The following is a 17,491-nucleotide window of genomic DNA, read 5'->3' as shown; positions in this document are numbered from 1 at the left end:
CACCGCGATGGATTCGCGGGCGCCACCGAACAGGGAGAATGCAATGCGACTTTCCCACTCCGCTTTCCTCGCCACGGCCTCGGCGCCTGCCGCCATGCTTGCCGCCGCGCTCGCCACGCCCGCCCTTGCCCAGGAAGCGCCGCAATCGGGCGCCGTGCCGGCGGATGACAGTGGCATCATCGTCACCGCTCGTCGCCAGAACGAACGCCTGCAGGATGTGCCCGCCTCGGTTGCGGTGCTCACTGCCGATGCGCTGCAACGCACCGGCGCGGTCAAGGCAGAGGATTTCGTCAAGCTGACGCCGGGCGTCACCATCGTCACCGGCACGGCCGAAGCGGGCGATACCCAGATCAACATTCGCGGCATGAACGGCGCGCGCGACGCGGAAAGCTCGGTCGCGCTGGTCGTCGACGGCATCCTGAAGACCAACACCGCGCAGCTCAACCAGCCGCAGGGCACACTGCAGCAGGTGGAACTGCTCAAGGGCCCGCAAGGCGCGCTCTATGGCCGCAACGCCGCTGCCGGCGCCCTGGTGCTCCAGTCGATCAAGCCGACCGACAGCTTCACCGGCGCGGCCAAGCTGTCCTATGCCGATTACAACACCTGGGAAGCCAGCGCCCACGTCGCCGGGCCGCTGGCGCAAAACGTGGGCTTTGTCCTGGCGGGCTATTACTACAAGACCGACGGCTTCTACAAAAACGTCTTCACCAATTCCAAGACGGTGGACGACAAGGAAAACTGGGCGATCGACGGCCGCGTGATGGTGGGCCAGGGCAGCCCCACGCAGCTCGATATCAAGGCGCGCTACAGCGAATTCCACGGCGCCTCGCTGCCGTTCAACGCTGCGTTCCACCTGCCCAATTTCGGCGGCGCGTTCTATGAAAACGTCAACAGCCACCCGTTCAATTTCTACAGCAACATCCGCCCCACCAACGACCAGACCAGCTTCGACATGTCGATCAAGCTGGACCACCAGTTGACCGACACGATCAAGCTGGTCGGCTGGGCGCTCTATTCCAACGTCAACCAGGATCTGGTGGCCGATGGCACCTCGGCCGATTTCGGCCGCTTCCTCAGCGCTGCCAACCCGCAGGCGCAAAGCGCGGTCAACTCCTGCTTTGCCAGCACTGCCGCGCTCACCGGCTACAAGGTCAACCCGCCCGGCTTCATCGGGCAGACCCCGGTGCCGTTCATCTTCGCGCCCACCACCGGCTCCACCTTCGGGCCCTACAGCCCCACCACCTGCGACGGCACGCAATACCAGCTGCGCAAGCAGCAGGACATCAGCACCGAATGGCGCCTGATCGGCGATCTGGGCCAGATCAACTGGCAGTTGGGCGCCTATTACCTGCACATCAAGCGCACCGTGGGCGTCAGCCTGGGCGCCGACACCGGCAATGGCGTGATCAAGCAGCTCTACAACGCGCCGAACACCACCAACCCCACCACGCTGCTCTTGGCCGATCGCTTCAAGACCAACGTCTATGCCGGCTTCGGCTCGGTGGAATGGAAGCCCAACGAGAAATTCGATGCCGGCCTGGTGCTGCGTTACGATATCGAGGATCGCAAGTCGTCCTCGCTCGTGCCCACCGCCACCGATCCCTTCACTGGTGGCCCGATCAACCCCGGCCAGGCGTTCGGCCCGCTGACCGACAAGCACGCCCGCTTCGAACAGTTCGAACCCAAAGTCACGCTCAGCTACAAGCCCAGCCGCGAGTTCAACCTCTATGCCAACTGGGGCATCGGCTTCAAATCGGGCGGGTTCAACAACCAGGGTTCGGCCCAGATCATCAAGGACAATTTCGTCAACGCCTTTGGCGCCAACGTCACGGTGAACGACCAATACCGCAAGGAATGGTCGAGCGCGTGGGAAGCGGGCCTCAAGGGCAACCTGCTCAATGGCGCGCTGACGTTCGACCTGGCCGGCTATTACACCCAGGTCCACGACATGCAGTTCTTCGAATTCTTCGTCGGCAGCTTCGGCCTGCTGCGCGTGGTGTCGAACATCGACCGCGTGGACCTCAAGGGGATCGAGGCCAGCGTCACGGTCAAGCCGATCAAGGGCGTCAAGCTGTTCGGCTCGTTCAACTACACCGACAGCGAGATCAAGCGCAATTCCTCGCGCCCCTACACCGTGGGCAACAAGTCGCCCTACACCGCCGACTACACGCTCAACCTGGGCGGCGAATTTGAGCAATCGCTCAGTGGCGACTTGCGCTTGTTCACCCGCGCCGATTATCGCCTCACCGGCCCCACCTGGTTCCACACCGTGCAGAACCAGTCGGTGCCCACGGTGTTCTCCGGCCTCCTCCCGATCTCGGCCCTGCAACTTCCGGCTTTCGTGGGCGACGGCAAATACGACGTGGCCCGCCGCAACGCCTTCGGCATCGTCAACCTGCGCGCCGGCCTCCAGACCGACCGCTACACCCTCGCCGTCTTCGCCAACAACCTGCTCGACAAGCAGTACCTGAACGAAGTGATCACCGCCGTGGAATTCGGCGGCTCGTTCATCACGCCCGGCACGCGGCGCCTGGTGGGTGTTGAGGCGAGCGTGAAGTTCTGAGGTTTCCCCAACCCTTCACGCTGACTTTACAGGAGCTCGGCCGTGCCATTGTGGCCCGGCCGGGCTTTTGGGACATTCCTGCCGTCCCCTCGCGACCTGTCAAGCGGCTGATCTGGCCAGCAGCGGACAGCCAGCGTTTACCACCACGAGACCACAGAACGACAGAGACAAAGCTGATTGTGGTCAATCGGCAAATGTGAAAAGACGAATCTCGGCTCAGAGGTTTGTCTCCGGGCCTGCGGTGCGGATCATTCGATCTGGTTGCGCCATGCTTAGATGGATAATTGGCCATTGCTTAAGGGCTGTGGCCCACATCCCTTAAGCGCCAGCGGGAGGGAATTTCCACCCGCGATTTCCGGTGCGGTCGAGGCGGCCTAAACTACGTCGATCCTTCATCTCGCGAACGTCTCTTATTTCCAAGAACGATATCGTTGCCTGTGGTTGACCATGCGTATGGAAGACTTGGCGCTGGAAAGCTTCTCCACGCGGAATGTGAGCATTGCTCCCCCCAAAAGCACCATTGTTCGCGACCAGCACCAGTTGATACATGTGATAATGAAGCGCCTGCGCCATTTGATCGAAGGTACCAACATCCTGATTTAAAGCTGGGATTGCGAGCACGTCAGATTTGTCTCTGAGGTCGGAGGCTAGGCGTAAATCAGTAGCATCATAGCATATGGCAGCAGTTAGCCAGAGTGGATCTGAGTCCCTTTCGTGACACCAATCGTATCCGATAAGCCATTGGCAGGGGCGGAAGCCCATCACTCTCTGCACGGGATCGTTTAGTGTCTCTTCAAGCTTAGCGAGATTGCCCTTTCCCTGTCTCCGCACAGAAATTTGCAGACCACGCCCTTCAACGTATCTCGGAATTATCCAGAGAGCAGAGTTGACCAATGGCTCCCCTGAGAACAGTTCTTCATAAGTCATTCCAACCAGGATCAGCGTCTTATAGGCGCGCGCAAATGGAACGAGATGAGTTTGCACATCATCCGGGTGGATGGAAAGTTCAGGGAATATGAGCCAATCGAGCCGATTATCGTGACTGGCATGGGTTTCTCGTAGCTCAAGCATCTTGACCACAGCAGCCAAGGCGGTGGATAGATGGTTTCTGTGTTTCCGCCTGATGGCGCTTCCAGAAACGGTGAGATCGCTTAGAATCTCGCCTGCTTCCGGCGTGATCGATTGGACAACGCAAGCGCGCAAAGGCCGATCACGTTCCGCCTTGCCGGGGTTGGGTGCGGGCACGCGAAGCATCAGCAAGTTAGTAGCCGCGCCCGTTGCAAGCTTGGCTTCGCTCAGCCTGCTTTCTACAGTCTCAAGTAACGCGGATGGAGATTCTATCCCTTCAACCTTTGAGTTCGCGCGACAGCCCGGCCACGCCAACAGCGAATAAAGCAGGTCCTGTGTGAATTGCGAGATCGGGAGCCAGTCATCTCCAAAGGCATCATGACCGTTGTAGAAGCCATACAGTCTCTGCATCCAGTGGCTTGTCGCGGGGCGATAAACCGGGGCTTCCTCCTTCCAACTCGGAGGCCTTGCCACCTTGCTGAAATCAACTTGGCCGGTGAGAATGAACCTCACAAGAAAGCCTAGTTGGAAACGCCAGGCGTCTGGCCCGGCCCAAGCGGGGGGGGTGTAGATCGACTGATAACCGAGGCCTACCGGTACAGCATGACAGACTGCCTCGGAAACGTGAGAGAACCCACGCCAATCTTCAATCTGAACATGCACGCTCGAAGGTGTTGCAATCACGGGGACTGTACCCGCTATCACTCTTTCAAGGAATGCCGCCGCGAAGCTAAGGACACCAATCTCATTGCGAAGGGGATTCTTGAGGCCCCCATGCGAGACCAAATCCTTGAGGAATATCGCGCCCGCTTCGTGCGCCCAAGCCGTCGCTCCAAGATCGTTGGCTAAAGGCGATCCGTCGATGGCCAAGTGGGGTGAAACCGCATACAGTTCGCGCGCAAACTCCAAATCTCGAGCTGCAATTTCCGAGAATACGCGGCTATCAATTCGATCACCCAGCAATGCGATTGCGTCCGCCCGCGCTAAAAACGATCGACGTGCGACTACTGCCTTTATGGCAATATCGGAGCTAACTTCGTCTCCCGCTTCCCCAGCAAGGAAACGGATCATCTCATGATAGTGAGACAGGAGGCGTGGATCTCTCTGATTGCTACGATGCGAAGCGCGGCGATCATGGATCATCAGAAACAAGAGCGCTTGTTGACGCAGATACCATGGAAAGCGCTTTCCACTGCTTGAGGCTATAATTCTAGCAGTATCACCTAGCACGCTGCGGTAACCCTCCAAGTCAATCCCCAGCGGCAGCGTCTCGTCGTCATTAACTATCCCAGTTTCAGTTGCTCCCGCTCTGAACAGCTCTGACAAGCAATAAAATGCCACCTTTCGAGCCGCCCCCCTGAGCGTGCCTTTCAGGTAAGGATCGAAGAGATGTAGAATCTCTCTTATGACTTGGGGTGTCGGCCACAAGTCCACTGCGACACGCAGTAGCCTTACGTTTGAAGGGTTGCGTATCCAAGTGTTCAAGAGGCTGAATGCAAAACTTCGGGCCTCATCATCAAGCTCTGCTTGCGAGAGGCGATCCCGCTTAAATAGTGACGTTTCCACCGCATCGCCCGCATCGGACGAGCGATCACCCTCGGGTCGATTGTCGAGCAACGGGCGTAGGGATCGAAAAGTTGATCGGAAACGTGCGGCTGCAAAGCGGCCGATCGTCTCGTCACGTACATCGGGAACTGCGGTGAATGGCCGCAAGCCACCTTCTTCAGCTGCCGATATGAGTGCTGTTTGTGACCGTACAAGACCCTGAACTGCCTGGATGACTTCCTCACCGCCAGCGGCGTCAAAGCCTCCAGAAATAGCAGTTTGGATGCGCTGCATTTTCCGTGCTTGTCGTGCTAGCGGTTGGTCATCGCCTCGATAAAGCGCCGCCTGCGTTTTGTCTGGGGAAAGTAGTAAGCCGGGCGCTAAAGGTTCGAGCACGCCGCCCAGCCACGCTGCGACACGCGAGCCTATTTCTTCGATCTGAACGCCCGACACTGCCGAAACGGTCAAACGCAAATCATCCACGTATCGGCAGGCGTCATGTAGCATTACACCGGGCGCGATTTCGGACCCGAGCGCAACCCTCAGTGCCTCGTCGAATTCTACGAGCACGATATTTGAGAAGAATCCGGCTGAAACCAGCCCCTGCGGCAATGCTATTTGGTCAAAACCGGGGATTTCGGATTCTCGTGCGTATCGATGAGCTTCATTTGCGTCTTCGGAATCCCAGCGCCAATCAAAGAGCTGAGAGAATGCATTGAAAAATTCATCGTCGTCTTGTTGTTGATGAAACGAACGCACCTTGTCGCGGAGCAAGGCCGGGCGAACTCTATCATAAAACTGCCGCAAATCCGCTTGAACGATCGCGACGCCTCCAGTTCCAGCGCGATCCTGTTCGCCTGCGACCTGCTCGGGCCTTGCGACAAAAGCCCGGTAATCCTGGTAGAAGCCTCGATAGAGCTTCGACGAGCCCCACCGATGTATCAGAACTTTGTCTTCTGGCTCATAATCGCAAAACAGGCGGTTGCCGTATGACGTTACTCTTCTTCGTACCGTCTGCGACGTGTAAGATCGCGATGGATCGCCTTGCCGTGTCTCGACTCGGTCAGCCAGGCACAACATCATCGCCGTGGCTAGAACCTGATCCTCAAGCGATGCATGGGCTAACGGCCTGATTTTTGATGCACGAAGGGTTGTCGTCGGGGTCCAATGTCCGCTGGCTGGGTCAACGCGCCAAGGCTGACTTTTCGGGGCAGGCACAAGTCGCAGCGGAGTTGGCGCCCAACGCCTGTCGCGGATGCGTTGAGTCAGGCGGGATATGAAGCGCGGCAAATCGGCCGTTGTTTTGTCAAGCTCAAGAGTGTCAGAAAACCAGTTATGGTATCGGATATAGGCCGATGTTTTCTTCCACGCCTGTACGAGAACGAATTCTTCGGCGAGAAGTGTGGTCGAAGGGCGAAGTCTGTCCATTTTTTTATCTCAGCGCATATTGCTACGCGGCGCCAGACAAAAATCGCTGAAAGAGAGAGCTGTTAGCAGTCCTCCAAAAATCAGTTGTCCGCTTTCAGGTCCTGCCATCCGAACCTGAGAACGGCTAGATTCGAGGCGCGCAGGTGCCGGTCGGCTCAGTAAGCGGGAATGGCTGATTTCGGCGATAGCAGCCTTGCTGGTGCCGGCCCTGCAACGGCTCGAGTTGGTCGCTACTTGCCATTTCACCGCCCCTTGACCCCCAGCCCCAAAACCCCGATTGGACCCCACAGCACCCCTTTTGTGGAGTCCATGACAGGTCCATGCGCCGCGGCTGGTCCCTTACCCTGCAACAGCGCATTCGTGGCGATCAGGCCACGCCGCTCTATATGCAGTTGGCCCATGCGCTGATCCACGAGATCGAGCGCGGGCGGCTGCAGCCTGGCTCGGCGTTGCCGAGCAGCCGGGAGCTGGCGGCCGAACTGGGCTTCAACCGCAAGACCGTGGTGACCGCTTACGAGGAACTGGTGGCGCAGGGTTGGCTGGAGGCGGCCGGGCGCAAGGGCACGGCGGTGGCCACGCGATTGCCACGCAGCCGGCCCGAGGCGGTCGAGGCCAGCCCGCCCATCGGCCGGCGCCCGATCTATCGCTTCGTGCCGCCGCCCGATCGGCCGATTGCCGTGCCGCCGGGCCGGGTGATCAAGCTGGACGAAGGCAGCCCCGATGGCAGCCTGTTCCCGCCCGAGGCGCTGGCCCGCGCGTTTCGCACCGCCGCGCTCTATGCCGCGCGGCGCCAGCAGCTGGGCTATCGCGATCCTTGCGGCAGCGACAAGTTGCGCGCCAGCCTGGCCACGATGCTACGCGAGGAGCGCGGCCTGGTGGTGGACGCGGAAAACATCTGCGTCACACGCGGCAGCCAGATGGGCATTGCGCTCGCCGCGCGGCTGCTCGCCCGCCCCGGCGCCGTTGCCCTGGCCGAGGCGCTGACTTATGAACCCGCCGTCGCCGCGTTCCAGGCGGCCGGGGTGCCGGTGCTGCCCGTGCCCCTTGATGACGAGGGCATCGATGTGGACGCGGTGGAGCGCGCCTGCCGCACCCGCAAGGTCTGCGCCGTGTTCCTTACACCGCACCACCAATTCCCCTCCACCGTCTCGCTGGCGCCCGAGCGGCGGCTGCGCCTGGTGGAACTGGCCCGCCAGTTCGGCTTTGCCATTATCGAGGACGATTACGACCACGAATTCCGCTTCGGCTCGCAACCCTTGCTGCCCATGGCCGCCTATGCGCCCGATGTGGTGATCTATGTCGGCTCCCTGTCCAAGCTGCTGCTGCCGGCGCTGCGCGTGGGCTATATCGTGGCCCCCACCCCGGTGATCGCGGCAGCCGCGCACCAGGTCTCGATCGGCGATGGCATGGGCAACAGCCTGACCGAGGATGCCGTGGCCATGCTGTTCGAGGAAGGCGAAGTGCGCCGCCATGCGCGCAAGGCCACGCGCATCTATGGCCAGCGCCGCGATGCGCTGGCCCAGGCCGTGCAGGCCGAACTGGGCGCCATGGTCAGCGCCCGCCTGCCCGCCGGCGGCCTGGCAATGTGGCTGGAATTCCAGGATCTTGCCGCGCTCGCCCGGATCGAGGCGGGCGCGGGCGCGGCGGGCATCACCTTTGCCCAATCGGCATCCTATCGCCTGGCCGAAAATGCCCCCCATGGCCTGCGCCTGGGCTTTGCCAGCCATGCTGCCGATCGCACCGTGCAGGCCGTGCGCGTGCTGGGCGCGCTGGGCCGGGGGTGACACGGGCGCACTGGTCCCCTGTGGATTGCAGATCTGGCACTTCTACCGGGCCAACCATGCGGCAAGATGGCGTGCATGGACTTTCCCTCTGGCACTCCCGCCGATCTGGCCCGGCTCATCGCGGAATATCCGCTGGCATGGCTCATCAACCATGGCGCTGCCGGCTTCTTCGCCACGCCCCTGCCGCTGGTGGCAGAGCTGGACGAAGCCGGCCAGGTCACGGCGCTGATCGGCCATTGCTCGCGCCGCAATGGGCAAGTGGCCGCCTTGCAGGCCGATCCGCGTGCGCACGTGCTGTTCATGGGGCCGCAGGGCTATGTCTCGCCCGCGCTGGTGTCGCGCCCGCACTGGGCTCCCACCTGGAACTTTGCCGTGGCTGCGTTCGACGTGACCGTGGCGTTTGACGAAGCAGGCACCCTGCCCGCCGTGCGCCGCCTGACCACCCATGTCGAGGCGAGCCAGGCGCAACCCTGGCAGGTGGAAGACGCCGGCGCGCGGCTGCCGCAACTGATGGCGCGGATCATCGGCTTTCGCGCCATGGTCACCGCCATCGATGCGCGGTTCAAGCTGGGGCAGGAGGAAGACCTGCCCGAACTGCGCGAAATCATTGCCGCCCATCCCGATCCGGTGCTCGCCGGGTGGATGTGGCGGCTCAATAACGACCGCCTGCAGGCCCATGCGGCGGCACACGGGGAAGAAACCACAGGATAGCCGAACCGGGCAATCCATGACATGCACAGGGGAAAGACCATGAGGACCACACTGAATCTTGCCTGCCTGGCCGGCGTTTCCGCGCTGGCGCTGGCGGCCCAGCCCGCGCTGGCCGCCGATGAACCGGCCGCCGAAAGCGCCGGCAGCATCGTCGTCACCGCCACCAAGCGCGCGGTCGCGCTGGACCAGACGCCGATCGCCGCCAGCGCCGTTTCGGGCAAGGACCTGGCCGCCGCCAACGCGCAAAGCCTGGGCGACTATATCGCGCGCCTGCCCGGCGTGGTGTTCAACGATTACCAGCCCGGCGTTTCCGAAGTGGTGATCCGCGGCATTGCCGCCACCACTTATCACGAACAGGGCCAGACCACGGTCGGCTATTACCTCAACGAAGTGCCGCTGGTCGAACCGGGCTTCCCTATCGCCATTCCCGATGTCGACACGTTCGATCTCAACCGGGTGGAAGTGCTGCGCGGGCCACAGGGCACGCTGTTCGGCTCCTCCACGCTGGGTGGCCTCGTCAACTATGTGGTGAACCTGGCTGATCCCACCAAGATCGATGCGGCGGCCTCGGGCCTGGTCGGCACCACCAAGAATTCCCATGGCGAGGCGAACTATGCCGCCAAGGCCATGGTCAACGTGCCGCTGATTGCCGACAAGCTGGCCGTGCGCCTGGTCGCGCTGCAGCGCTTCGATGCCGGCTATCTCGACAATCCCGGCACGGGCGTGAACGGCAGCAACGATTTCCGCACGCGTGGCCTGCGCGGCTCGGTGGTGCTGACGCCCACCACCGCCACCAAGCTCAGCTATCTGTCTTCCTGGCAGGATACCTACCTGGAAGACCAGACCTACCTCGATCTCGATCACCCCTACACGCGCAACACCGCGCGGGCCGAACCTCAGCGCACGCGCTTCTGGATGAACTCGCTGCGCCTGGACCAGGACCTGGGTGGGGCCGAACTGACCGCGATCGGCTCGATCGTGGAAAAGCACAATTTCACCCAGTTCTCCTATCCCTATTACTATGTCACCGGCGTCACTACCGGATCGGGCGCGGCTTATTCGGCGGGCAATGCCGATGCCAATATCAAGACCGCCGAAGTGCGCCTGGCGTCAAAGGGCAATGGCCCGCTGCGCTACCTCATCGGTGCCAGCTATATGGAAGCGCGCAAGCACAGCTATGACCAGATCTTCCAGAACGGGGCGGAAGACTATATCAATGCCAATCCCACCCTGTTCGGCGGTTATTCCGGCAGCGTGCTGACCCCCGGCGACCGGCTCTATGGCTACATCTCCGATGCCTACAACCAGGACGTGGGCGTCTTTGGCGAACTGACCTATGCTCCGCGCCATGATATCGAATTGACTGTGGGCGGCCGCTATTTCTGGAACCGCTACAATGCCACGGTGGTCAACCAGGCTGGCGCCCTCGGTGGCTATGAAGGCGGCTATCACGCCACCGATGCCACCGGCTATGTCTCCAACAAGGAAGACGGCTTCACCCCCAAGGTGACGCTGACCGCACGCCCCACCAAGGATTTCCTCGCTTACGCCACCTATTCCGAAGGCTATCGCGTGGGCGGGATCAATCCCAACGCCGGCCTCTTGCCCACCATCCCGGTCAAGTACAACAGCGACCGGGTCAAGAACTATGAAATGGGCGTGAAATTCCACGCGCTCGACAACCGCCTCTATGTCGAAGCCACGGTGTTCAACATCGATTGGAAAGGCATCCAGGCGCGCCTGTTCGGCCCGGCGCCGTCCTACTATTCCTATGTCTCCAACGCTGGCAGCGCCAATATCAGCGGGGTCGAACTGGCCGCCACGGCGCAACTGACGCGCTTTGCCAGCTTCAGCACCAGCGCCACGTTGCAGGATGCACGCCTTACCGCGTTCCTGCCCGATACCTTTGCCGTGGGCGGCGGCTATGCCTCCGGCTCGGTGCTGCCCGGCTCGTCGCGCTGGTCCGTGGCCAACAACCTCAAGTTCGAATTTGCCGATGCCGCGCTCAAGCCTTCGTTCGAAGTGGCGCACCGCTATCTCTCGTCGGCCCCGGTTGCCTTTGGCAACACGGCCACGCGCGGCAATTTCAACATCTTCGATCTGCGCGCCGGGGTGACGGTGGGCGAAAAGCTGCGCGTGCTGGTCTTTGCCAACAACGTGTTCGACAAGTTCGGCATTCTCAACGCGCCGTTCACCTCGCAGGCCACGCCGGCTGGCTCGATCGTCCGCCCGCGCACGCTGGGCCTGCGGGTGGATTGGTCGCTCTGATGCGCCAGGCCGCGCCCGTACTTGGCCTGATACTGGCGCTTGTCCATGGGGCTGCTCAGGCTGAGCAGCCCCGGCAACTGGCCTATCAGGCCCATGAAGCCACCTGGGCGCAGCCAGCGCTTTCGCCCGACGGCGCCTGGCTGTGGTTCGACTTGCTGGGTGACATCTACCGCATGCCGGCGGCCGGCGGCGCGGCGCAAGCCGTGCTGACCGGCACCGCGTTCGAACGCAATCCGGTGCCCTCGCCCGATGGGCAATGGGTGGCGTTCCTGTCTGATCGTTCGGGCGTGACCAACCTGTGGATCGCGCGCGCAGACGGCAGTGGCGCGCGCCAATTGACGCACGAGGGATCGCTCGTGCTGATGACTTCGCCCGCCTGGGCGCCCGATGGCCGCAGCGTCTATGTCAGCCGCGCGGTGCATTCCATTCTGGCGTTCGAGCTGTGGCGCGTGCCCTTCGATGGCGGCGCGGCGCAAGTGCTGGTAAAAGCGCAGCCAACGGGCAACGAAGGTTGGGACGATCGCGTCAACGCCCTGGGCGCGGCGCCCTCGCCCGATGGCAAGGCCGTGTGGTATGCCACCAAGCGCGGCCACACCTGGACCGAGAAAGACCCGCCCACCTGGTCCATCGTGCGGCAGGACCTGGCGACCAGCACGGTGGAAACCGTGGTGGCGGGCGGCATGCGCCCGGTGCTTTCGCCCGATGGCAAATTGCTGGCCTATGCCGCGCGGCGCGATGGCACCACCTCCGCCAGCAGCGAAACCGGCCTGCGCCTGCGCAACCTTGCCACGGGAGAGGACCGCTGGATTGCCTGGCCGATCGATCACGATGGCCAGGAAGGCGGCTATTACTACGATCTCACCCCCGGCTATCGCTTCACCCCCGATGGCCGCGCGCTGATCCTGGCCAAGGACGGCGGCTTCGTGCGGATCGACCTGGGCAGCGGGGCGCAGACGCCGATCCCGTTCACCGCGCCGGTCAAGCTGACGTTGGCCCCGCAAAGCCGCGTGCGCCAGCGCGTGGAAGACGGCCCCACGGTACGCAGCCACCTGGCCGAAGGCGCGGCGCTGTCTCCCGATGGCAAGACCATTGCCTTCACCGCGCTGGGCACGCTCTATCTGGCCGACCGCGCCGGGGGCGCGCCGCGCGCGCTGTTTGCCGGCAATGCGTTCCAGCCGGCCTGGTCCCCCGATGGGCAAACCCTGGCTTTCGTGCGGTGGAGCGCGGAAACCGGCGGCGGCGTGTGGACCATTGCGGCCAAGGGCGGCGCGCCGCGCCCGCTCGGGCCGCAGGGCGCCTATTGGTCTGAGCCGCGCTGGAGCCGCGACGGCAGCGGCGTGGTGGCCCTGCGCGCCGCGCAGTTCGACCGGCTGCACGCGGAAAACGAACTCGATCCCGCCTGGCCGGTGGATGTGGTGGCGCTGGGCCAGGATGGCAGCGCGCCGCGCGTCATGGCGCATGGCGCCGGCCTCAAGCATCTGCAGCAGACCGATGATGGCGCCTGGTATGTGAACAGCGGCGGCGCCCTCGCCCGGGTCGAAGCGGATGGCGCTGTGCGCCCGCGCGCCCGCATCGTGGCGCGTGCGGCCGGGCAATATGTCAAGGAACCGCGCCCGGTCGATGAGCTGCGCCTCTCGCCCGATGGCCGCTGGCTGGCCGCGCGCACCGCGTTCGAATTGCACGTGCTGCCCCTGCCCGCCAAGGACCAGCCGGTGAACCTGGCTGACGCCGCCACCGCGCAGCGCCAGATCACCCGCATCGGCGCCGATACCATGCGCTGGGATGGCGATGGCCTGTCCTGGACCACCGGCCCGTTCTGGCGCCATGCCAATGCCGCCGCCCTTGCCGCAGCCGACCCTGAAAGCGCCGCCGCCCCGCGCGATCTCTCGGTGCAGGTGCCGCGCGCGTTGCCGTCCGTGCCACAAGTGCTGCGCGGGGCCACGGTGCTGACCATGGACCATGGCGCGGTGATCGCCGATGCCGATGTGGTGGTGGTCGGGGACCGCATCGCCGCAATCGGCCCGCGCGGCACTGTGCCGCTGCCCGCCGGCGCGCAGATGCGCGATCTGGCCGGCAAGTTCATCATCCCGGGCCTGATCGATGCCCACGCGCATTTCTTTCCCATTCCGCGCACCATCCACGATGGGACGCATTGGGAATTTCCCGCGCTGCTGGCCTATGGCGTCACCTCCGTTCTGGAAGTGCAGCCGTTCACGCCCGATATCTTTGCCTATGCCGATCGCATGGATGCCGGGCTTTCGGCCGGGCCGCGCCTGTTCAGCACCGGGCCGGGCGTCTTCGTCAACAGCGCGATCACCAGCCAGGCCGTGGCGCAGGACGTGCTCACCCGCTATCGCGATGCCTATCGCACGCGCAACATCAAGAGCTACATGGTGGGAGACCGCGCCGGGCGGCAAGACATGGCCAATGCCGCGCGCAAGCTGGGCATGATGCCCACCACCGAAGGCGCGGCGGACTATGTGCTGGAACTGACCCACGCGATCGATGGCTTTTCCGGCAACGAACACAACCTGCCGATCACGCCGATCCATGACGACGTGATCCGCCTGTTCGTGGCCAGCCAGATTGCCTACACGCCCACGATCACCGTGCTTTATGGCGGCGCGCCCCTGCTCTTCGACGAAATCGAGAACCACGCGCCGCAAGACGATGGGCGGCTCACCCGCTTCACCCCGCCGTTCGTGCTGGCGGCCAAGCTGCGCGACCGGCACTGGACGGCCGCGCCCTGGCAGACATGGTCCCGCTTTGCCCGCGATGCCATGCGCCTGCGCCGCGCCGGCGGCCTGGTGGGCGTGGGCAGCCATGGGGAAATGCAGGGCCTGGGCGTGCACTGGGAAATGGGCGCCTTCGTGGCCGGCGGCGCCACCCCGCAAGAGGCACTGGAAATGGCCACGATCGACAACGCCCGCATCATCGGCCGCCCGGATGACCTGGGCAGCATCACGCCGGGTAAACTCGCCGACCTCGTCGTGCTGGATGCCGATCCCCGCGCCGATATCGCCAATGCCCGCGCCATTGCCCTGGTCATGCGCGGCGGCGTGGCATTCGATGGGCAGACCCTGGCCCGTGATGGCCAGGCACCCGTGGCGCCCTGGTGGCAGGACGCCGCGCCATGAAGCCCGCCACCCTGCGCGCGTGGAGCAAGGTTCACACCTGGTCGAGCCTGACCTGCACCCTTTTCCTGCTGATCCTGGCGCTCACCGGCCTGCCGCTGGTCTTCCATGACGAGATCGACGGCCTGGCCAAGCCCAGCCAGCCGCAACGCTGGCGCGCGCAAGAACTGCTGCCGGTGGACCATGCCATGGCCACGGCGCTCGCGCGCAATCCCGGCAGCGTGCCGATCTACCTCAGCTTCGATGAAGACCGGCCGGTGATCAACCTCACCACCGGCCCCACCGGCGATGCGCCCGAGGCGGCGATGCGGTTCAATCCCGTGGACTTGCGCACTGCCGCGCCGCCCCAGGGCGATGCGCCCGGCCACGGCGTGATGGATACCGTGCTCGATCTGCACAAGGATCTGCTGCTGGGCAAAGTGGGCGAGTATTTCCTGGGCGCGATGGGCCTGTGCTTTGCCGTGGCGCTGGTTTCGGGCGTGGTGCTCTATGCCCCCTTCGCGCGCAAGCCCGGCTTTGCCACGGTGCGCCGGGGCAAGTCCAACCGCTTGCGCTGGCTCGATTGGCACAACGTGATCGGCGGTGTCACGCTCGCCTGGGCCATGGTCGTGGGCTTGACCGGCACGATCAACACGCTGGCCGATCCGATCACCGCATGGTGGCGGGGCGATGCCCTGGCCCGCCTGGCGCATGACAGCAGCGGGCCGATCGTGCCCTATCGCCCCGGCATCGCTGCGCTGGCGCTGCGCAACGCACAGGCCGCCGTGCCGGGCATGAGCGTTCAGTTCGTGGCCTTTCCCGGCGCCGCGTTCAGCAGCCACGATCACATCGCGGTCTATCTCAAGGGCGCCACCCCGCTCACCGCCAAGCTGCTCACCCCGGTGATGGTCGATGCGCGCACCGGCCAGGTCGATGGCGTGGCGCCGATGCCGTGGTACATGAAAGGCCTGCTGCTGGCGCAACCGCTGCACTTTGGCGATTACGGGGGGCTGGCGATGAAAATCCTGTGGGCGCTGCTCGATGTGGTCAGCATCGTGGTGCTGGGCAGCGGGCTTTACCTGTGGCTGGGCAAGCCGCGCCCGGCCCGCAAGGCGCGCGCCGCATGAAACAGGCGCACCCCTTGTGGCCGGTGGCGATCATCGCCGTGGTTTCGTTGGCGGGCATGATCGCCGGGTTGGCGGGCGATGGTTGGGAAGACCTTGCCGCCGCGCTCGGCCTCACCGCCAGCGTGGCGCCCATCGCCTGGGCGCTGCGCCGCGGCGGGCCGATCAGGCGGTAAAGCGCTCCACCCCGCCCACCACGGTGCGGATCACCTTGGCCTGCTCGATAGTTTCGGGATCGATGCGGAACAGATCGCGGTCGAACACCGCGAAATCGGCCTGCATGCCGGGCATGATCGCGCCGCGCAGGTGCTCCACCTTGCCGGCATAGGCCGCCTCGCGGGTATAGCCGCGCAGCGCCTGGGCCATGGTGATCCGCTGCTCGGGAAACCAGCCCTTGGGGTTCTTGCCGTCGATCGTCTCGCGCATCACCGCGGCATAGATGCCGGTCAGCGGATCGAGCGGCGCCACCGGCCAGTCTGACCCGAAGCAGACATGCGCGCCGCTGCGCACCATCGATCCCACGGCAAAGCTGGTGCGCAGCCGCTCCGGCCCGATCCGCCGCACCGCCCAGCGGCCATCGTCGATGGCGTGATAGGGCTGCATCGAGGCGATCACCCCCTGGCGGGCAAAGCGCGGAATCGCTTCCTCGCGCAAGTGCTGGGCGTGCTCGATGCGAAAGCGCCGGTCGCGCGCGCCATTGGCCTTGGTCACCGCCGCCATGGTATCGAGCACGATGTCGTTGGCTTCATCGCCGATGGCATGGGCGGTCACCTGCAGGCCCGCCTTGTCGGCCCCGGCAATCCACGCCTTGAGATCCTTGGGATCGGTCACCACGATGCCGTGCGCGCCGGATTCATCCTGATAGGGCAGATACATCAGCGCGGTGCGCGACCCCAGCGAGCCATCGAACACCACCTTGCACGCGCCCCAGCGCACCCAGTCGTCGCCGTGCCCTTCCTCGGCCACGATCCGGGCCATGCGCTCCCAGTCCTTGAGCGGGGTGAACTGGTAGAACCGCATTCCCGTCTCGCCCTGCTGGCGCAAACGGTGGGTGATTTCATACGTCGACCAATCGAGATCGGGCACGTGCACTTCGGTCACGCCCTTGCTCAGGCCCAGGGCGATCCCGGCGCGCACCGCCGCGTCCAGCCGTGCCGGGCTGGGCTGGGCGATGGCGCGCAGCACTAGGTCCTTGGCTGCGTCCTTGACGATGCCGGTCGGCTCCCCTTGCGCATCGCGCACGATCACCCCGCCCGGCACATCGGGCGTGTTGCGATCGATCCCCGCCAGCTTGAGCGCCAGCGAATTGCACAAGATCATGTGCAGGTCATAGCGGATCACCGCCACCGGCGTATCGGGGGTCACGGCGTCGATCCATTGCCGCGTGGGCAGCGTGCCGCCCCAGCGATCCTGGTCCCAGTTGCCGCCTTCCAGCCACTCGCCCTTGGGCAGGGCGCGCGCCGCCTTGGCGATCTGCGCCACGAATTCATCGGGGTTGGCCGCATCGCGCAGCGATGGCTGGGTCAGCGCCAGCGAACCGATAGTGAAATGGGTGTGGCAATCGACCAGCCCGGGCGTGACGAAGGCGCCTTGCAGATCGACCACGCGGGTGCGCGGGCCGGATCGCGCGCGCACCGCCTCGCGCCCGATCGCCACCACATGGCCGCCGGCCACGCCGATGGCATCGCTGCGCACCTCCGGCCCCGCCCCGGTCCAGACGGCGGCGTTGACATAGGCCACCTCCACCCGGCCTTGCCCCGCCGCCATGGCGCGCACCGGTAGCGCCGATGCGGCCACGGCATTAAGCGAACCCGACACGAAAGCGCGACGCGTGACCATGGCCTTGTTACCCCGTTTGATCCTTCAAGACTCGCACTTTGCGCGGCC

At 64.2% G+C, this 17,491-nt stretch carries 9 protein-coding genes; 7 read left to right on the top strand and 2 right to left on the bottom strand.

From position 1 onward, the window contains the following. The first annotated feature begins 43 nt into the window (after positions 1 to 43). Positions 44 to 2,563 (top strand): TonB-dependent receptor, encoded by a 2,520-nt coding sequence (locus FHW94_RS17505; RefSeq protein WP_168557114.1) that lies wholly within the window; start codon positions 44 to 46, stop codon positions 2,561 to 2,563. A 318-nt stretch (positions 2,564 to 2,881) separates the two neighbouring features. Here FHW94_RS17505 and FHW94_RS17500 read toward each other — a convergent pair whose 3' ends face one another. Next, positions 2,882 to 6,604 carry an RNA-directed DNA polymerase gene (locus FHW94_RS17500; RefSeq protein WP_168557113.1) on the bottom strand — a complete coding sequence of 1,241 codons (3,723 nt, stop codon included), beginning with the start codon at positions 6,602 to 6,604 and terminating at the stop codon, positions 2,882 to 2,884. Between the two features lie 320 nt (positions 6,605 to 6,924). On the opposite strand from FHW94_RS17500, the gene FHW94_RS17495 reads away from it, so the two are divergent. The 6 genes from FHW94_RS17495 (at position 6,925) to FHW94_RS17470 (ending at position 15,780) form a co-directional block, all read left to right on the top strand. Continuing rightward, positions 6,925 to 8,388 (top strand): PLP-dependent aminotransferase family protein, encoded by a 1,464-nt coding sequence (locus tag FHW94_RS17495; protein WP_168557112.1) that lies wholly within the window; start codon positions 6,925 to 6,927, stop codon positions 8,386 to 8,388. Positions 8,389 to 8,463: 75 nt separating this feature from the next. Next, complete coding sequence (locus tag FHW94_RS17490) at positions 8,464 to 9,099, top strand: FMN-binding negative transcriptional regulator (protein ID WP_168557111.1); 636 nt, start codon at positions 8,464 to 8,466, stop codon at positions 9,097 to 9,099. A 39-nt stretch (positions 9,100 to 9,138) separates the two neighbouring features. After that, complete coding sequence (locus FHW94_RS17485) at positions 9,139 to 11,367, top strand: TonB-dependent receptor (protein ID WP_168557110.1); 2,229 nt, start codon at positions 9,139 to 9,141, stop codon at positions 11,365 to 11,367. Continuing rightward, a complete protein-coding gene (locus tag FHW94_RS17480; RefSeq protein WP_168557109.1) occupies positions 11,367 to 14,504 on the top strand; it encodes an amidohydrolase family protein in 3,138 nt (1,045 codons plus the stop codon). The genes FHW94_RS17485 and FHW94_RS17480 overlap by 1 nt, the downstream gene beginning before the upstream one ends. Further along, a complete protein-coding gene (locus FHW94_RS17475; RefSeq protein ID WP_168557108.1) occupies positions 14,501 to 15,607 on the top strand; it encodes a PepSY-associated TM helix domain-containing protein in 1,107 nt (368 codons plus the stop codon). The genes FHW94_RS17480 and FHW94_RS17475 overlap by 4 nt, the downstream gene beginning before the upstream one ends. Next, positions 15,604 to 15,780 (top strand): hypothetical protein, encoded by a 177-nt coding sequence (locus FHW94_RS17470; protein WP_168557107.1) that lies wholly within the window; start codon positions 15,604 to 15,606, stop codon positions 15,778 to 15,780. The genes FHW94_RS17475 and FHW94_RS17470 overlap by 4 nt, the downstream gene beginning before the upstream one ends. Here FHW94_RS17470 and FHW94_RS17465 read toward each other — a convergent pair. Then, positions 15,770 to 17,443: an amidohydrolase gene (locus FHW94_RS17465; RefSeq protein ID WP_168557106.1), complete on the bottom strand. Its 1,674-nt coding sequence runs from the start codon at positions 17,441 to 17,443 to the stop codon at positions 15,770 to 15,772. The genes FHW94_RS17470 and FHW94_RS17465 overlap by 11 nt on opposite strands. Positions 17,444 to 17,491 lie beyond the last annotated feature (48 nt).

Source organism: Novosphingobium sp. SG720 (assembly GCF_012275365.1).
GTDB classification, from domain to species: domain Bacteria; phylum Pseudomonadota; class Alphaproteobacteria; order Sphingomonadales; family Sphingomonadaceae; genus Novosphingobium; species Novosphingobium rhizosphaerae.
Note: the sequence above shows the minus strand (reverse complement) of the source record. Positions and strands in the feature narration are given on the sequence as shown.

Coding starts and splice junctions, on each gene's coding strand:
- FHW94_RS17505 (WP_168557114.1), top strand. CDS start 44: ATGCGACTTTCCCACTCCGCTTTCCTCGCCACGGCCTCGGCGCCTGCC.
- FHW94_RS17500 (WP_168557113.1), bottom strand. CDS start 6,604: ATGGACAGACTTCGCCCTTCGACCACACTTCTCGCCGAAGAATTCGTT.
- FHW94_RS17495 (WP_168557112.1), top strand. CDS start 6,925: ATGCGCCGCGGCTGGTCCCTTACCCTGCAACAGCGCATTCGTGGCGAT.
- FHW94_RS17490 (WP_168557111.1), top strand. CDS start 8,464: ATGGACTTTCCCTCTGGCACTCCCGCCGATCTGGCCCGGCTCATCGCG.
- FHW94_RS17485 (WP_168557110.1), top strand. CDS start 9,139: ATGAGGACCACACTGAATCTTGCCTGCCTGGCCGGCGTTTCCGCGCTG.
- FHW94_RS17480 (WP_168557109.1), top strand. CDS start 11,367: ATGCGCCAGGCCGCGCCCGTACTTGGCCTGATACTGGCGCTTGTCCAT.
- FHW94_RS17475 (WP_168557108.1), top strand. CDS start 14,501: ATGAAGCCCGCCACCCTGCGCGCGTGGAGCAAGGTTCACACCTGGTCG.
- FHW94_RS17470 (WP_168557107.1), top strand. CDS start 15,604: ATGAAACAGGCGCACCCCTTGTGGCCGGTGGCGATCATCGCCGTGGTT.
- FHW94_RS17465 (WP_168557106.1), bottom strand. CDS start 17,443: ATGGTCACGCGTCGCGCTTTCGTGTCGGGTTCGCTTAATGCCGTGGCC.